The organism is Pseudoxanthomonas sp. UC19_8, from assembly GCF_042700505.1.
In the GTDB taxonomy this organism is placed as follows: Bacteria; Pseudomonadota; Gammaproteobacteria; order Xanthomonadales; family Xanthomonadaceae; genus Pseudoxanthomonas_A; species Pseudoxanthomonas_A winnipegensis.
In genome coordinates, this window is sequence record NZ_CP170559.1 from 3,861,066 (window position 1) to 3,877,441 (window position 16,376).

At 70.4% G+C, this 16,376-nt stretch carries 12 protein-coding genes and 1 riboswitch; of the genes, 7 read left to right on the top strand and 5 right to left on the bottom strand.

Going from position 1 to position 16,376, the window contains the following annotated elements; all coding sequences use genetic code 11:
* Positions 1-72 precede the first annotated feature (72 nt).
* From ACFJIT_RS17065 to ACFJIT_RS17075, 3 genes are all read left to right on the top strand, one after another.
* Positions 73-2,292 (top strand): TonB-dependent receptor, encoded by a 2,220-nt coding sequence (locus ACFJIT_RS17065; RefSeq protein ID WP_379654374.1) that lies wholly within the window; start codon positions 73-75, stop codon positions 2,290-2,292.
* Between the two features lie 240 nt (positions 2,293-2,532).
* On the top strand, positions 2,533-3,543 hold the full coding sequence (locus tag ACFJIT_RS17070; RefSeq protein ID WP_130520650.1) for a TIGR00266 family protein: 1,011 nt from the start codon (positions 2,533-2,535) through the stop codon (positions 3,541-3,543).
* A 105-nt stretch (positions 3,544-3,648) separates the two neighbouring features.
* Complete coding sequence (locus tag ACFJIT_RS17075) at positions 3,649-4,662, top strand: patatin-like phospholipase family protein (RefSeq protein WP_131659448.1); 1,014 nt, start codon at positions 3,649-3,651, stop codon at positions 4,660-4,662.
* Positions 4,663-5,007: 345 nt separating this feature from the next.
* On the opposite strand, the gene ACFJIT_RS17080 is transcribed toward ACFJIT_RS17075, so the two are convergent.
* From ACFJIT_RS17080 to ompR, 4 genes are all read right to left on the bottom strand, one after another.
* On the bottom strand, positions 5,008-7,248 hold the full coding sequence (locus tag ACFJIT_RS17080) for a TonB-dependent siderophore receptor (protein WP_379654375.1): 2,241 nt from the start codon (positions 7,246-7,248) through the stop codon (positions 5,008-5,010).
* A 276-nt stretch (positions 7,249-7,524) separates the two neighbouring features.
* On the bottom strand, positions 7,525-8,421 hold the full coding sequence (locus tag ACFJIT_RS17085; protein WP_379654376.1) for an alpha/beta hydrolase: 897 nt from the start codon (positions 8,419-8,421) through the stop codon (positions 7,525-7,527).
* 21 nt (positions 8,422-8,442) lie between these two features.
* Positions 8,443-9,699 carry an ATP-binding protein gene (locus ACFJIT_RS17090; RefSeq protein WP_379654377.1) on the bottom strand — a complete coding sequence of 419 codons (1,257 nt, stop codon included), beginning with the start codon at positions 9,697-9,699 and terminating at the stop codon, positions 8,443-8,445.
* Positions 9,696-10,415 carry a two-component system response regulator OmpR gene (gene ompR, locus ACFJIT_RS17095; RefSeq protein ID WP_379654378.1) on the bottom strand — a complete coding sequence of 240 codons (720 nt, stop codon included), beginning with the start codon at positions 10,413-10,415 and terminating at the stop codon, positions 9,696-9,698. The genes ACFJIT_RS17090 and ompR overlap by 4 nt, the downstream gene beginning before the upstream one ends.
* A gap of 175 nt (positions 10,416-10,590) precedes the next feature.
* Here ompR and ACFJIT_RS17100 point away from each other — a divergent pair, with 175 nt between their 5' ends.
* The 3 genes from ACFJIT_RS17100 to ACFJIT_RS17110 are packed head-to-tail and all read left to right on the top strand — an operon-like array spanning position 10,591 to position 12,344.
* On the top strand, positions 10,591-11,121 hold the full coding sequence (locus ACFJIT_RS17100) for a hypothetical protein (protein ID WP_379654379.1): 531 nt from the start codon (positions 10,591-10,593) through the stop codon (positions 11,119-11,121).
* 53 nt (positions 11,122-11,174) lie between these two features.
* Entirely contained in the window at positions 11,175-11,477 is a 303-nt protein-coding gene (locus ACFJIT_RS17105) for a hypothetical protein (protein ID WP_379654380.1), read from the top strand.
* 12 nt (positions 11,478-11,489) lie between these two features.
* On the top strand, positions 11,490-12,344 hold the full coding sequence (locus tag ACFJIT_RS17110; protein ID WP_379654381.1) for a sterol desaturase family protein: 855 nt from the start codon (positions 11,490-11,492) through the stop codon (positions 12,342-12,344).
* 47 nt (positions 12,345-12,391) lie between these two features.
* Here the strand turns inward: ACFJIT_RS17110 and ACFJIT_RS17115 are convergent, their stop codons facing one another.
* Positions 12,392-13,252, bottom strand: a complete 861-nt coding sequence (locus tag ACFJIT_RS17115) for a ZIP family metal transporter (protein WP_379654382.1) — start codon at positions 13,250-13,252, stop codon at positions 12,392-12,394.
* A 231-nt stretch (positions 13,253-13,483) separates the two neighbouring features.
* Positions 13,484-13,717, top strand: a riboswitch (cobalamin riboswitch).
* 268 nt (positions 13,718-13,985) lie between these two features.
* Between ACFJIT_RS17115 and ACFJIT_RS17120 the strand changes: the two genes are divergently transcribed.
* Entirely contained in the window at positions 13,986-16,322 is a 2,337-nt protein-coding gene (locus ACFJIT_RS17120; RefSeq protein ID WP_379655795.1) for a ribonucleoside-diphosphate reductase subunit alpha, read from the top strand.
* Positions 16,323-16,376: the final 54 nt, after the last annotated feature.

Genomic DNA, 16,376 nt, shown 5'->3' on the forward strand with positions numbered 1-16,376 from the left:
ACGTGTATTTTGCGTTAAACGTGCTGCGCCACAGCACGCCTCGCATACCACCCACGCCCCCGGAGTCGCCCCATGTCCGCCAGCAGGTCGCTGCGTCACGCCACGCTCGCCATCGCCATCAATGCCGCCGTCGCCACCGTCGCGCTGGCGCAGCAGGCGCCGGTGGCGCTGGATGCGGTCACCGTCACCGCCGACCGCCGCGCCGAGAACGCCAAGGACGTGCCGGTCTCGGCCACCGTGCTGCGCCCGGAATACCTGGACGCCCTCTCCACCAGCGCCTCGGACGTGCGCGTGCTGGCCGGCAAGTCGCCCAGCCTCAATGTGGAGTCCTCCAACGGCCGCGTGTTCCCGCGCTTCTACATCCGCGGCTACGGCAATACCGACTTCACCACCTACGCCTCGCAGCCGGTGTCGCTGGTGTACGACGATGTGGTCTACGAGAACGCCTTCATCAAGGGCTTCCCGATGTTCGACCTGGCCAGCGTCGAGGTGCTGCGCGGCCCGCAGGGCACGCAGTTCGGCCGCAACACGCCCGGCGGCGTGGTCAAGTTCAACTCGGTGCGGCCGGTGTTGGGCGAGACCTCCGGCTATGCCAGCGTGTCCTACGGCACCCATGCGACCAGCTCGGTCGAAGGCGCGCTCAACCTGCCGATGGGCAGCGATTGGGCCGCGCGCATCTCGCTGCTGCAGCAGCACCGCGACGACTGGGTGACCAGCCAGATCAGCGGGCAGAAGCTGGAGGGCTACGACGACTCGGCCCTGCGCCTGCAGGCGCTGTTCCAGCCCTCCGAGGACTTCAACGCGCTGTTCAACGCCCATGCGCGCAAGCTCAACGGCACCGCGCGCCTGTTCCGCGCCAACATCATCCAGTCGGGCAACAACAACCTGGTCGATGGCTTCGATCCGGACAAGGCCTACATCGACGGCCACAACGCGCAGGAGCTGACCACCTACGGCGGCAGCGCCAACCTGACCTTCAGCTCGGGCGATGTGACCTTCCACTCGATCACCGGCTACGAGGGCATCTCCAAGTACTACAGCCGCGGCGACATCGACGGCGGCTACGGCCCGGGCGCGTTCGTGAACCCGGCCGCGCCGTCGGGCCCGGGCTTCATCCCGTTCTCGGTGGAGACCGCCGGCGGGATCAAGTCGCTGGACCAGTTCACCCAGGAGCTGCGCGCCGAGTCGGATTACACCGGCCCGCTCAACTGGCAGGGCGGCCTGTACTACTTCTACGACAACGTGCAGGGCGAGGCCTACGACTACGACACCCTGGCCGGTGGCGCGCTGACCGGCTACGACCTGACCAAGCAGAAGACCAGCTCGTGGGCGGCGTTCGCCTCGCTCAACTACCAGGCCACCGACGTGCTCAACCTGCGCGCCGGCATCCGCTACACGCACGACCACAAGACCTTCGACATCCTGCAGTGGGACCGCACCTCGCCGCCGCCGATCGGCGGTGACACCAGCGGCTCTAAGGTCACCGGTGACGTCGCCGCGACCTGGGCGCTGAGCGATGCGGTCAACCTGTATGCGCGCGCCGCGCGCGGCTATCGCGGCGCCAGCTTCGGCCCGCCGTCCACCGGCGTGCCGGTGACCGTGGCCCGCCCGGAGACGGTGGATTCCTATGAGCTCGGCATCAAGGCCGACCTGTGGGAGCGTCGCGGCCGGCTGGCCTTCGACATCTACAGCATGGACATCAAGGACCAGCAGCTGACCGCGGTGGGCGGCACGTCCAATGCCGTGCAGCTGATCAACGCCAAGAAGAGCCAGGCCTACGGCGCCGAGCTGGACTTCGACCTGCTGCTGACCGAGAACCTGCGCTTCGGCCTCAACGGCAGCTACAACTACACCGAGATCAAGGACAAGGACCTGGCCACCTCGACCTGCTCGGCGTGGGTGTGCACGGTGACCGATCCGGTCGATGCCAACGGCTTCGCCCGCATCGACGGCAACCCACTGCCGCAGGCGGCCAAGTGGATCGGCAACGTCAACCTGCGCTACGGCGTGCCGATGGGCGCCGACGGCGAGCTGTTCTTCTACACCGACTGGTCGTATCGCAGCGAAGTGAACTTCTTCCTGTACCAGTCGCGCGAGTTCATCGGCCAGCCGCTGACCGAAGGCGGCCTGAAGATCGGCTACACCTGGGCCGACGGCAAGTACGAGGCCTCGGTGTTCTGCCGCAACTGCACCAACCAGATCCGGGCCACCGGCGCGATCGACTTCGACAACCTGACCGGCTTCATCAACGACCCGCGCATCATCGGCGCGCAGTTCCGCGCGGGCTTCTGACGCGTGCCGCACCCCCTGTAGAGCGGAGCTTGCTCCGCTGCTTCTGGTCCGGTTCTTGAGAAACGCCTCAGCGGAGCAAGCTCCGCTCTACCTCCGCTGCTTCTGGTTCGGTTCATGGGAAAGGCCCCAGCGGAGCAAGCTCCGCTCTACGGGGGCGCTTCGCATGACCTTGGGCACGGGCGCGGCTGTCGGGGGCTGACGCTAGACTCGGCGCATCCCTTCGCAGTCAGGTGTGCGCCCATGAGCAGCTGGTACTTCCTCACCGGCACCGAGCAGACCCGCTCGGGCCCGTTCGACGACGCGGCCGCGCAGGCCTTCGCGCGTGCAAACCCGTTCGCGCTGGCCTGGCGCGAGGGTCTGTCCGGCTGGCAGCCGGTCGGGACCCTGGCCGAGCTGGGCGGCGGCGCCTCGCCGCCGAACATGCCGCCGCCGCCGACCGGGGCGGGGCGCGCGGACGACATCGATTTCCGCATCGTCGGCCACGACATGCAGTTCGTCGAGGTGGAGCTGGACCCGGGCGAGAGCGCGGTGGCCGAGGCCGGCGCGCTGATGTTCAAGGACGCCTCGGTGCAGATGGACACGGTGTTCGGCGATGGCCGCAGCAGCGGTGCCGGCGGCGGCTTCATGGACAAGCTGCTGGCCGCGGGCAAGCGCGTGGTCACCGGCGAGAGCCTGTTCACCACCGTCTACACGCACACCGGCAGCGGCAAGGCCAAGGTCGCCTTCGCCGCGCCGTACCCGGGCACCGTGGTGCCGCTGAAGCTGTCCGAACACGGCGGCCGCCTGATCTGCCAGAAGGACAGCTTCCTGGCCGGCGCGCGCGGGGTGTCGCTGGGCATCGCCTTCCAGCGCAAGATCCTCACCGGCCTGTTCGGCGGCGAGGGCTTCATCATGCAGAAGCTCGAGGGCGACGGCTGGGTTTTCGTCCACGCCGGCGGCACGGTGGTCGAGCGCGAGCTGGCCGCCGGCGAGCGCATCGACGTGGATACCGGCTGCGTGGTCGCCTACCACGGCGGCGTGGACATGGACATCCGCCGCGTGGCGGGCATCAAGAGCATGTTCTTCGGCGGCGAAGGCGTGTTCCTGGCCACGCTGACCGGCCCGGGCAAGGTCTGGCTGCAGTCGCTGCCGTTCTCGCGCATGGCCGGCCGCATGCTGCAGGCCGCCCCGCAGGGCGGCGGCCAGGCCCGTGGCGAAGGCTCGGTGCTGGGCGGGCTGGGCCGCATCCTGGATGGGGACAACAACTTCTGAGCGACCGGTTCGTGCCCAGGTTCGTCCATGACCGGTCGGACCAAGTTGCCCACCGTTTGGCATCGGCTGACTAAGCTGCGTGCTTTCCCCAACGCCCTGCGTGCCATGCCTGCTTCGCGCCTGACCTGCCTGCTGCTGACCGCCTGCGTCACCCTGCTTTCGGCCTGCGGCGGCGAGGCGGTCAAGACGCCGCCGCCGACCACGACCGTGGTGCCGCCGCCGGCGGTCACCGCCAGGCCGGTGGTGATCGGCATCGCGCTGGGCGGCGGGGCGGCCAAGGGCTTCGCGCACATCGGCGTGATCAAGATGCTGGAGGCCAACGGCATCCGCCCCGACGTGGTCGCCGGCACCAGCGCCGGCAGCGTGGTCGGCGCGCTCTACGCCAGCGGCATGGACGTGTTCCAGATGCAGAGCAAGGCCGTGGCGCTGGACGAATCGACCATCCGCGATGTGCGCCTGTTCTCCGGCGGGCTGGTGCAGGGCCGCGCGCTGCAGGACTACGTCAACGCGCAGGTGGGCAATACGCCGATCCAGCGGCTGAAGAAGCCCTTCGTCGCGGTGGCCACGCGGCTGGAGGACGGCGAACGCACGATGTTCAACCGCGGCGACACCGGCCAGGCGGTGCGTGCCTCGAGCAGCGTGCCGGGCGTGTTCGAGCCGGTGGAGATCGGCAAGTGGCACTACGTCGATGGCGGCGTGGTCAGCCCGGTGCCGGTGGATGCGGCCAAGCAGCTGGGCGCGGATTTCGTCATCGCCGTGGACATCTCCAGCAAGGCCAGCGGCAAGAATCCGGGCGATCTGCTGGGCACGCTCAACCAGTCGATCACCATCATGGGCCAGCGCGCCGGGCAGCAGGAGCTCGCGCGCGCCGACGTGGTGGTGCGGCCCAAGGTCAACGAGATCGGCGCGGCCGATTTCAGCCAACGCAACGCGGCCATCCTCGAAGGCGAGAAGGCCGCGCTGGCGGTGATGCCGCAGATCAAGGCGCGCCTGGCGCAGCTGCAGCACGAGCGCGCCGCGGCCGCAGCGGCGGCTGCCGCGCCGAAGCCGCAGCCGTGTGTGGAGCCGACGCGGCTGCAGCGGCTGACGTTTCGCGGGACGCCTTGTCCGGCGAAGTGAGCGGTTGGGTCGTGTCGTTGTTGAGGCGGAATAGCGCTTTCATCTGGTCGAACTCGGCACTGCGAGCAGTTGCCTGAGCGGAACTGCGCACCAGCGAAAGGCAAAAGCAAAAGCGACCCTTCCCCCTCAGTCGCTAGTTCGCGACTTCGAGCTTCCCTTCGCTACGCGAAAGGGAGGGGCAGAAGCAAGGTTTGGCTGCGTGTGGAGGCGCTACCTCTACCGTCGTTCCCGCGAACGCGGGAACCCAGGGACTTTCGCTCGAGAAGGCCAAAGCAACGGAAGCCCCGAGTCCGCAGGAACGACGAGCGTCGCCTAGCGACCTTGCTCAACCTCCATCGCCAGGCCTCAGAACCGCCACCGCAGACTCGCCGAGACGAAGCGCGGTTCGCCGTAGTTGTTGTAGTCCAGGTTGGCCCAGTAGGTCTTGTCCAGCGCGTTGCGCACCGACAGCGTCGCGGTCCATTGCGCGTTGATGCGCAGGTTGGCGTTGAGGTGGACCAGCGTGTAGGCGCCCTGGGTGACCGTGACTGGCGTGGTGGTGCCATCGCCATTGGGGCGGTCGATGTTGAAGCCCTGCACCTTGCTCTGCCAGCTCACGCCACCGCCCAGGCTCAGGCGCTCCCAGCGGCCCGGCAGGCGCCACTGGGTGGACAGCTGCAGGTAGTCCTCGGGCAGGTTGGCGTAGATGGCATCGGTCGGCGCGCGGGTCACCTTGACGTGGGTGTAGCCGGCGTTGAGCGTCCAGCCCGGCAGCAGCTCGCCGTTGAAGTCCACTTCCCAGCCGCGGCTCTTGGTCCCGTTGACGCCCACATAGGCCGAGCTGCCGTCCGGCAGCGAGTTCGGCGGCTGGGTGGTGTCCAGCACCGCGTAGTTGTCCTGCTTGGCCTCGAACACCGCGGCGGTGGCCATGGCGCGGCCATCGAACAGCTGCGCCTTGAGGCCGGCCTCCAGGTTGGAGCCCTGCACCGGCGCCAGCAGGTTGTCGTTCCTGTCCTTGTAGTTCTGCGGATTGAAGATCTCGGTGTAGCTGGCGTAGAGCGAGACATCCGGCACCAGGTCGTAGACCAGGCCCACGTAAGGCGTGACTTCGTCGCTGACCTTGTAGCGGCCGCTGGTGCCGGTGTAAGTGCCGGTGGCGTTGTAGGCGCGGGTGCGCGTTTCCCACGAGCTCAGGCGCGCGCCGGCGATCAGCGACAGCGGCTCGGCCAGGCGCAGGCGTGCCGAGGCATAGACGCCACGCTGGGTGGTGCGGGCCTGACGCCAGGCGCCGGTGCGCCGATAGGTCAGTGCCCCGGCGCTGCCGTCCCAGTCGTACAGGTTGGGCACGTTGAAGCCCATCGCATTGCCATACGGCGTGGCGATCATCTGCCAGTCGCTCGGATAGACCAAGGAGACGCCGGGCGTGGTGGACTGCAGGTCCTGCCAGCTGCCGCCGACCACCACGTCGTGGGTCCGGCCGAACAGCGCGAACTTGCCCGACAGGTATACGTCCAGCGCATCGCGGGTGTCGTTCGTCTCGCCGGCGCTGGCCTGCAGATAGGTGCCGGCGCCGGTGACCGGGTCCGGGTAGCCGCTGCCGTAGACGCGCAGGCTCTGCACCTCGCCCTTGGTATGCGCCGAGTTCACCCTCAGCAGCCAGTCCTCGCCGAAGCGCTGCTCCAGATTGGCGAAGGCGGTACGGGTCTGGCGCTGCCAGCGCGTCCAGGCCGGCGAGAAGTTGGTCGAGCGCGAGAGGTGGGCGTCGGCGCCATCGGCGCTGAAGAACGGCACCGTGCCCCAGGTCGAGCCGGTCGGGTTGTTGTCCTGGATCTGGTAGCCGACCGTGACCGTCGTGCTGTCGGTCAGGTCGCCTTCCAGCACGGCCATGCCGGCCTTCTTGTTCTCTTCGTAGCGGTCGTAGTAGTAGTCGCGGTCGGTCCAGGCGCCGACCCAGCGGCTACGGAAGCGGCCGTCCCTGGTCAGCGGCAGGTTGATGTCCGCCTGCACGCGGCGGAAGTCCCAGCTGCCGACGCTGGCGGTGACCGCCGCATCGAAGTCGCGGCCCGGACGCTTGCGCAGCAGGTTGACCGTGGCCGAGGGAATGCCGGCGCCGCTGAGCAGGCCGTTGGCGCCGCGGATGACTTCTATGCGGTCGTAGAAGGCGGTGTCGTACTCCTGGTTGGTCGAGCCGCTGTAGGTCGGCAGGCTGTCGACCTGGAAGTCGGTGATCTGGAAGCCGCGCGCGAAGTACAGCGGACGCTGGGTATCCCAGAAGGACACGTTGACGCCGGTGATGTTGCGCATCACATCGTTGATGCTGAACATCGATTCGTCCTCCAGCCGCTGCAGGCCGATCACGCTCACCGACTGCGGCGTGTCCTGGAGGCTGATCGGCAGCCGCGTGGTGGTGGACGGCTCGGCCCGCGCGCCGGTGACCTGCACGTTGTCCAGCGTCTTGGGCGTGCGGCGGCGCGCCTGCTCCTCGGCGTCGGTCTCGCGATCGGCGGCGTGGGCGAGCGGGGCGCACAGGCCCAGCCCCAGCAACAGGGCCGCGGCGAGCGGGGAGCGGGTCGGCGCGGCGGACGCGCGGAAAACGGCAGCGGACATGGGATTCCTTGAGGGCGCAGGCAGGCACGCCGCGCGCCGCGAAGGCGTGCGCACGGCGGGGAAGACGTTGGGAGGCTTGCCCAGATAGCGGGCTGGCGATGGTCGTCCGATGACCACGCAGGCGGGCGTTGGCGCGGAGGCCTGCGGCGCGCAAATGTAAGTGATTCTCAAATGGCGGACAAGCCACACACGGGCATGCGGTGGCCGCCAAAGGCCTCGCGCGCCGCTACGCGCGATGACAAAGCCGTCAGAGAAGGACTGCGTGCGGTGCGCGGCTTAGTTCACCGCGGTGGCCAGATAGGCATCGACCGCACGGGTGTAGGCGGAAGGCTCGCCCAGCGTGCGGTTGATCTGCATATGCGACAGGTCCTCGGGCAGGACCTGGACGGTCACGCCGAAGGCCTGCGCGCGCTGCGCCAGCCCGCGCGCCTGCGCGCAGCTGTCCTCGCGCCGCGAGGAACACACCGCGAGCATCGGCAGCGAAGCCCGCGAGAGATGGTGCCAGGGCGAGACCGCGCTCCAGGTGCGAGGGTCGTCGCCGAAGGCGCGGTCGTAGAGCGGGAAGTGGCGCGCCTGCATGATCTGCACGACATTCATCGCCGCGCTGTCCAGCGCGATCACCGCGCGCGGGCGCTGCGCGCCGGCCTCGGTCAGCGCCGCGACATCGGCGCCGAGCAGGGCGACCAGATGCGCGCCGGCCGAATGCCCCATCAGCACCGTGCGCGCCGGATCGCCGCCCCAGTCCTGCGCGTGCCGCTGCAGGTGGGCGATGGCCGCGGCCACGTCGCGCGCCTGCACGGCCGGATCGGCGTCGGGCAGCATGCGGTAGTTGATCGACACCAGCACATAGCCGCGCGGCAGCCAGTACGCCGCCTTCGGCGTGGCCAGGCCGGGATTGTCCTTGTCGCCCTTGCTCCAGCCGCCGCCGTGGACCATCGCGATGATCGGCAGGCCGCGCGCGCCGGCGGGCGCATACACGTCGTAGCGCTGCGCCGGATCGGGGCCATAGGCGACCTCGCGTAGCACGCGCGCGTCGGCGGGCAGCGACTGCGTGTCGCCGGTCTCGGCCTGGCGCTGGCCCAGCAGGTGGCGCAGGCGCTCGCCGCGCGACTGCGCGCAGGCCAGCAGCGGCAGGCAGAGCAGCAGGACACAGCAGGCGGAGCGGACACGCATGGCGCAGATTCCGGTTGGACGTCAGGCGCCGCGCAGGCGCAGGACCGCGCGCAGGCCGCGCGGTGGGTTGGGCAGCAGCTGCAGCGCGCCGCCGTGCTGGCGCGCCACGCGGTCGACGATGGCCAGCCCCAGGCCGCTGCCGCCGCCGGCCGGGTCGTGCACGAACGGCTGCAGCGCGCGCTGCGCCTGCGCCGCGTCCATGCCCGGGCCGTGGTCGCACACGGTCACCTGCCAGGCGCCATCGCCGGTGCCGACCAGGCGCAGCGCGAACGGCGCGGCGCCATGGCGCTGCGCGTTGGCCACCAGGTTCTCCAGCGCGCGGCGCAGGGCGATGGGCCGCCCGCGCAGCGGCGCGGTGTCCGGGCTCTGCACGTCCCACGGTCCGCCGGCGGCATCGAGCGCCTCGCGGCAGATCCGCGCCAGGTCCAGCGGCTCGGCCGCCTCGTCGCGGCCGTCGCGGGCGTAGGCGATGAACTGCGAGAGGATGGCGTCGATCTCGGCGATATCGCGGTCGATGCCGGCGCGCAGGGTGGGATCGGTGTCGGGCAGCAGCGCGGTGGCGAACTGCACCCGGGTCAGCGGCGTGCGCAGGTCGTGCGAGATGCCGGCCAGCATCAGCGCGCGCTCGTCGGCGGCGCTGCGCACGTCCTCACTGGCCTGCTCCAGGGCGTCGGCCAGCTCGCGCACCTCGCGTGGGCCGCGCACGTCCAGACGCGGCGCCTCGCCGCGGACCAGCCCGGGCGCGGCCTGGGCCAGCTGGCGCAGCGGGCCGACCAGGCGCTGGGCGCAGTACGCCGCCGCCAGCCAGGTCAGGCCGACGCAGCCCAGCAGCAAGCCCAGGGTGAAGCGCCGGCTGCCGCGCGCGGGCTTGGCGCCGAAGGAAATCCACAGCGTCGGGCTGGTGCGCAGCTGCATCCACAGCCGGTCGCCCTCAAGGTCGCGCGACAGCACCACCGCACGCTCGGGGCCCAGCGCGCGCGCCGTGCGCTGGCGCAGCACCCGCAGGAAGGGCGCGAACGCGCGCGCGTCAGCCGCCGGCGCGCTCTCGCGCACGTCCAGCCCGGCCTGCTGCAGATAGCGCAGCGTGGCGGCGTGGCCGCTGTTGCGATCCACCTCCTCGGCCAGGCCGGCGAAGCCGCGCATGGCGCGCGCCAGCTGATCGGCGGCCGGGGCGATGGCCAGCTCGCGGCCGAGCACCGCGGCCAGCACGCCGGCGCCGGCCAGCACCAGCGCGATGACCAGCGCCAGCTGGGCGAACATCCCCGGCGCGCGCCTCACGCGACCTCCTCCGGCGGCACGAACACATAGCCCGCGCCCCAGACCGTCTGCACGATGGTGGGGTTGCGCGCGTCGTCCTCCAGCAGCTTGCGCAGCCGGGCGATGGTCACGTCCATGCTGCGCTCGAAGGCCTCGTGCTCGCGCCCGCGCGCCAGGCTCATCAGCCGGTCGCGTGAGAGTGTCTGCCGCGGGTGCCGCACCAGCACCGCCAGCACCGCGAACTCGCCGCTGGTCAGCTTCACCACGCGGCCCTGGCGGCTGAGCTGGCGGTTGCCCAGGTCCAGCCGCCACGGGCCGAAGGCGACGATCCCGCCCTCGGCCTGCGGCGCGCCCGGCACGGCCTGCGTGCGTCGCAGCACTGAGCGTATGCGGGCCAGCAGCTCGCGCGGATTGACCGGTTTGGGCAGATAGTCGTCGGCGCCGATCTCCAGCCCGACGATGCGGTCGATCTCGTCGCCCTTGGCGGTGAGCATCACCACCGGCGTGGTGTCGCCCTGGCCGCGCAGGCGCCGGCACAGCTCCAGGCCGCTCTCGCCGGGCAGCATCAGGTCCAGCACGATCAGGTCGAAATGGCCGCGGTCCAGCGCCTGGCGCATCTGCGTGCCGTCGCCCGCCGCCTTGACGGCGAAGCCCTCGCCTTCCAGGTAGCGCTGCAGCAGTTCGCGCAGGCGCACGTCGTCGTCGACCAGCAGCAGCTTGGCGGTGATCTCGCTCATGCGGCGCACTATCGCGCCCGGCGGCCGGCGCCGACAACGCCGGTTGTAAGCAGATGTTTCAGCGCCGGCCGGCGGACACATCCGCTGGCAGAGGCGCAACACCTCGCGGCCTCTGCCGGCCCAGCATGGCGGCGCGGCGATCGACGCCGTTCCATCCCATCGCGAGGAACCGATCATGCGTACGACCCACCTGATGCTGCTGTCCGCGCTGGCCGTTGGCGGCGCGCTGTCCTTCTCCACCGACGCCTGGGCCGGCCGCGTCCGCGTCCATGGCGGCGGTACCGCCGCCGATGGCGCGCAGGTGCGCGGCACGGCCGCCGCCGGACGCAACGCCAACGGCGCCTATGTGCGCGGCCACGGCAGCCGTACCGATGCGGCCGGCAATACCACCGGCCGCAGCGGCGCGGCGGTGCAGGGCGCCGACGGCGGCAGCGCGCACCGCAGCGGCAGCTGGTACCGCAACACCGACGGCAGCGCCGGCCGCCAGGGCACGGCCAGCGCGACCACCGCCGCCGGCGGCAGCCTGTCCACCAGCGGCGAGATCAGCCGCGATGCCGCAGGCAACGTCAACGGCGCGCGCAGTACCAGCGCCACCACGGCCGGCGGGGCGTCCTACACCGGGTCGACCACGGTGCAGAACGGCAGCGTCAGCCACACCGGCACCTGCACCGACAGCAGCGGCCAGGTCGTGGCCTGCCGCAAGTGAGCCTTTCGCGCGCCGCCAGGCCGGCGGCGCGCCCTTTCGATCGAGACCTGCCCATGAAGAAGCTCCTCCCCGCGCTGACGCTGGCGCTGCTCGCGCTGGCCCCGTCCTGCCTGCTGGCGCAGCAGGCCAACGACAGCGCCGCCTCGGCCGGACGCCAGCAGATGGCGCGCAAGCTCAAGGCCGCCGATGCCAACGGCGACGGCCTGATCCAGCGCAGCGAAGCCCAGGCCAGCCTGCCGCGCCTGTCCGAACATTTCGACGCGCTGGACGCCAACCACGACGGCGCCCTGTCGCGCGACGAACTGCGCGCGGCGGGCCAGGCGCTGTCCGCCGCCCGACGCGGGTCGGGCCAGTAGACGGCCGCGGCCATGGTCCTGTCCCTGCTTGGCCCGCACCTGTCCTGGCTGCGGTGGGTCCCGCTGGTGCTGCCGCTGCTGGCGGCGCTCGAAGCCTGGCTGCGTCTGCGTCGCGGTCTGGCGTACGACTGGAAGAGCTACTGGGCCTCGCTGGGGGATGCGCTCGGCCGCGGCCTGGTCGGCCTGGTGCTCGGCAGCGGCGTGGCCGGCGTCGTGTTGCTGGCGGTGCATCAGGTGCGCCTGACGACTCTGGCGATGGATGCGCCCTGGCAATGGGCGCTGCTGTTCGTCGGCCAGGAGGCCTGCTACTACGCCATGCACCGCGCCGACCACCGGATCCGCTGGTTCTGGGTCAACCACTGCGTGCACCACTCGCCCGAGCAGTACACGCTGGCCTCGGCGTACCGGCTGGGCTGGACCGCCCAGCTCACCGGGCAGGCGCTGTTCTTCGCTCCGCTGGTGTGGCTGGGCTTCCCGGTGCCGGCGGTGCTGGGCGCGCTGGCCCTGAACCTGCTCTACCAGTTCTGGCTGCATACCGAACTGATCGGCGTGCTGCCGCGCTGGATCGAATACGTCTTCAACACCCCGGCGCACCACCGCGTGCACCACGCCAGCAACCCGGAGTATCTGGACTGCAACTACGGCGGGGTGCTGATCGTGTTCGACCGGATGTTCGGCAGCTTCCGCGCGCAGTTGCCGGGCGTGCCGCCGCGCTACGGCCTGGTCGAACCGCTGCGCAGCCACCATCCGGTGCGGATCGCGCTGCACGGCTGGCTGGGGCTGTGGGCCGACCTGTGCCGGGTGCGCTCGCCCGGGCAGGCGCTGCGGACGCTGTTCGGGCCGCCGGGGTTCAAGCCGGGCGGCTGATCAGCCCAGCCCGGTGTCCATCACCATCATCAGGCAGAAGCCCAGGGTCAGGCCGATGGTGGCCAGGGTCTCGTGGCCGTTGCGGTGGGACTCGGGGATGACCTCGTGGCTGACCGCGAACAACATCGCCCCGGCCGCGAACGCCAGGCCCAGGGCAGCAGGGTGGAGAACGCGCCCACCGCCACCGCCGCCACCATCGCGCCCAGCGGCTCCACCAGCCCGGAGGCCGCGCCGATCAGCACCGCGCGCCCGCGGCGCACGCCGGCCGTGGCCAGCGAGAGCGCGATCACCAGGCCTTCGGGGATGTCCTGCAGCGCGATGGCCAGGCTGAAGGGCTCGGCGTTGGCCATGCCCGAGCCGGAGGCCACGCCCACCGCCATGCCTTCGGGGATGTTGTGCAGGGTGATGGCCAGCACGAACAGCGTCACCTGCGGCGGCAGCCACTGGTGCAGGCCGCCCACGCGCGTGGTCTGGCCCTGCTGGTCCAGATGCGCATGCGGGATCACCCGGTCCATCGTCAGCATCATCGCCACGCCCAGGCAGATGCCGACGCTGACCAGCCCGCCCGCGCCCAGTCCGCCGTAGCCCTGGTCCTTGGCCGCCTGCAGGCTGGGCACGATCAGCGAGAAGGCCGTGGCGGCCAGCATCACGCCGGCGCCGAAGCCCATCAGGCCGTCGGCCAGCGTCTGCGGCAGGCGCCGCACCGCCAGCACCGGCAGCGCGCCGGCGGCGGTGGCCGCGGCGCAGATCAGGCCGTCGCGCAGCGCCTGGCGCAGGCCGGGGCGATGCGGCCATTGGGCCAGGACTTCCTGCAGCAGCCAGGCGCCCAGCAGCAGGGCGGCCAGCGCCAGCAGCCACGGCAGCAGGCGCCGCAGCGCGGACGGGGAAGACAGGGTGTGATCGTGCATGGCAGGGGCTTCGTGGGCGGAAGGGGCGCGCGTGCGCTCGGGGTGCCGTTGTCCGCAACGGGACCGAAGGTGCCTGCCCAACATCGGACACCGACGGGCAAGGGCGCGTCAACCGTGCTGCAGCGCACACCGGCCAGGAATGCTCCACGGGCCAGAAATCCGTGAAACCCGCATGGCATCAAGACCTTCCCTTTTGTCACTACATTTGGCGTTGACGGGCGTGGGTGACCCCACTATCTTGGGGTCGTCGGTTCCTCGCGGCCACAAGCCGCGGGGATGAAAAGGGAAGCCGGTGCGGCCTTGCGGCCCACTCCGGCACTGCCCCGCAGCGGTGATTGGGAACGACCCCGCCATCTGCACTGAGGCCCCCGGTGGCCTTGGGAAGCGGTGGGTTAGGAGAAGCAGGACTGTGTCCTGGCTTCACGCCCGTCAGTCCGAAGACCTGCCGACAGTCGCGCGCAAGCACCTCGCGCGGCGCCGGCCGCGGTGTCTTTCGAGGGAGAGACGGCTGGTGACGCAAGGCCCGACCACGAACGCCGTTCGTGCGGTCGCGGCTTCTGCGACGCCGCCGTTTCACCCTCGGTCGCCCGGCCCCTGTTGCGCCCTCGTGGGAAGGCGCAATGCGTGCATCTACGCATGGAGAGTTCCGACCGTGACCCAGACCGATTCCGCCGTGGCCCAGCGCCCGGCCGACGCCGCCTTCTCGCTGACCCCGCCGCCCACTGCCACGGCCATGCGCGTGACCAAGCGCAACGGTGGCAGCGAGGCGGTGGACCTGAACAAGATCGTGCGCGCCGTGCAGCGCTGCGCCGAAGGCCTGCACGCGGTCGATCCGATGCGCGTGGCCACGCGCACCATCTCCGGCCTGTACGACGGCGCCACCACGCAGGAGCTGGACGAGCTGTCCATCCGCACCGCCGCGCTGCTGATCGGCGAGGAGCCCGAGTACGGCCGCCTGGCCGCGCGCCTGCTGGCCAACTTCATCGCCAAGGAGGTCTCCGGTCAGGAGATCCACGCCTTCTCCCAGTCGGTGGCCCGCGGCCATGAGGTCGGCCTGATCAACGAGCGCCTGCTGAACTTCGTGCAGGTCAACGCGCGCAAGCTCAACGACGCCGTCGACGCCGGCCTGGACCGCGAGTTCGAATACTTCGGCCTGCGCACCCTGTACGACCGCTACCTGCTGCGCCACCCGCACAGCCGCAAGGTGATCGAGACCCCGCAGCAGTTCTTCCTGCGCATCGCCAGCGCGCTGAGCGAGGACGTGCCCGAGGCCCTGGCGCTGTACCAGCGCATGGCGCACCTGGACTACCTGCCGTCCAGCCCGACGCTGTTCAATTCCGGCACCACGCACGAGCAGCTCTCCAGCTGCTTCCTGCTGGACTCGCCGCAGGATTCGCTGGAGTCGATCTACGCCAAGTACGGCGACATCGCGCAGTTGTCCAAGTTCTCCGGCGGCATCGGCGTGAGCTACTCGCGCGTGCGTGCGCGCGGCTCGCTGATCAAGTCCACCAACGGCCATTCCAACGGCATCGTGCCGTGGCTGAAGACGCTGGATTCCTCGGTGGCGGCGGTCAACCAGGGCGGCAAGCGCAAGGGCGCGGCCTGCGTCTACCTGGAGACCTGGCACGCGGACATCGACGACTTCCTCGAGCTGCGCGACAACGCCGGCGACGACGCGCGCCGCACGCACAACCTCAACCTGGCCAACTGGGTGCCGGACCTGTTCATGGCGCGCGTGGAAGCGGACAAGCCCTGGTCGCTGTTCGACCCCAAGGCCGTGCCGGAGCTGACCGACCTGTACGGCGAGGCCTTCGAGCGCGCCTACGAGCAGGCCGAGGCGCAGGGCAAGGCCAGCAAGACCGTGCCGGCGCGCAAGCTGTACGCGCGGATGATGCGCACCCTGGCCGAGACCGGCAACGGCTGGATGACCTTCAAGGACAAGTGCAACAAGGCGTCCAACCAGACCCTGCGCCCGGGCAACGTGATCCATCTGTCCAACCTGTGCACCGAGATCCTGGAGGTCACCTCCAACGAGGAGACCGCGGTGTGCAACCTGGGCTCGATCAACCTGGGCCGCCACTTCGACGAGTACGGCGATTTCGACTACGACAAGCTGGCCGAGACCGTGCGCCTGGCCGTGCGCCAGCTGGACCGCGTGATCGATCTGAACTTCTACCCGATCGAGACCGCGCGCCGCGGCAACCTGCGCTGGCGCCCGGTCGGCCTGGGCTGCATGGGCCTGCAGGACGTGTTCTTCCGCAAGCGCCTGGCCTTCGACAGCGCCGAGGCGCGCGCGATCAGCAGGAAGATCGCCGAGACGATCTACTTCCACGCGCTGGAGACCTCGTGCGAACTGGCGCAGGAGCGCGGCAAGCATCCGTCCTTCGCCGACACCCGCGCCGCCCAGGGCGAGCTGCAGTTCGACGCCTGGGGCGTGGTGCCCGAGGACACCGCGCGCTGGGACGCGCTGCGCGAGCGCATCCAGCAGCACGGCCTGCGCAACTCGCTGTTGATCGCCATCGCCCCGACCGCGACCATCGCCTCGATCGCCGGCTGCTACGAGTGCGTGGAGCCGCAGGTGTCCAACCTGTTCAAGCGCGAGACGCTGTCCGGCGACTTCCTGCAGGTCAACCGCTACCTGGTGGACGAGCTGAAGAAGCTCGGCCTGTGGACGCCGGAGATGCGCGATGCGATCAAGCTGGCCGAAGGCTCGATCCAGGGCGTGGCGGAGATCCCCGAGGCCCTGCGCCTGGTCTACCGCACCGCGTGGGAGCTGCCGATGCGCTCGCTGATCGACATGGCCGCCGACCGCGGCGCCTTCATCGACCAGTCGGCCTCGCTCAACCTGTTCATGGAGAGCCCGAACATCGGCGCGCTGTCCTCCATGTACATGTACGCCTGGAAGCAGGGCATCAAGACCACCTACTACCTGCGTTCGCGTCCGGCCACCCGCATCGCCAAGGCCACCATCAGCCACGGCGCCAGCGAGGCCCCCAAGCCGGCCTACACCCCGGTCGAGGCGGTCAGCTGCTCGCTGGAAAACCCGGAAGCCTGCGAGGCCTGCCAGTAACGCTGCAAGCCCCTCTCCCGACGGGAGAGGGGTTGGGGTGAGGGTACGGCGGAG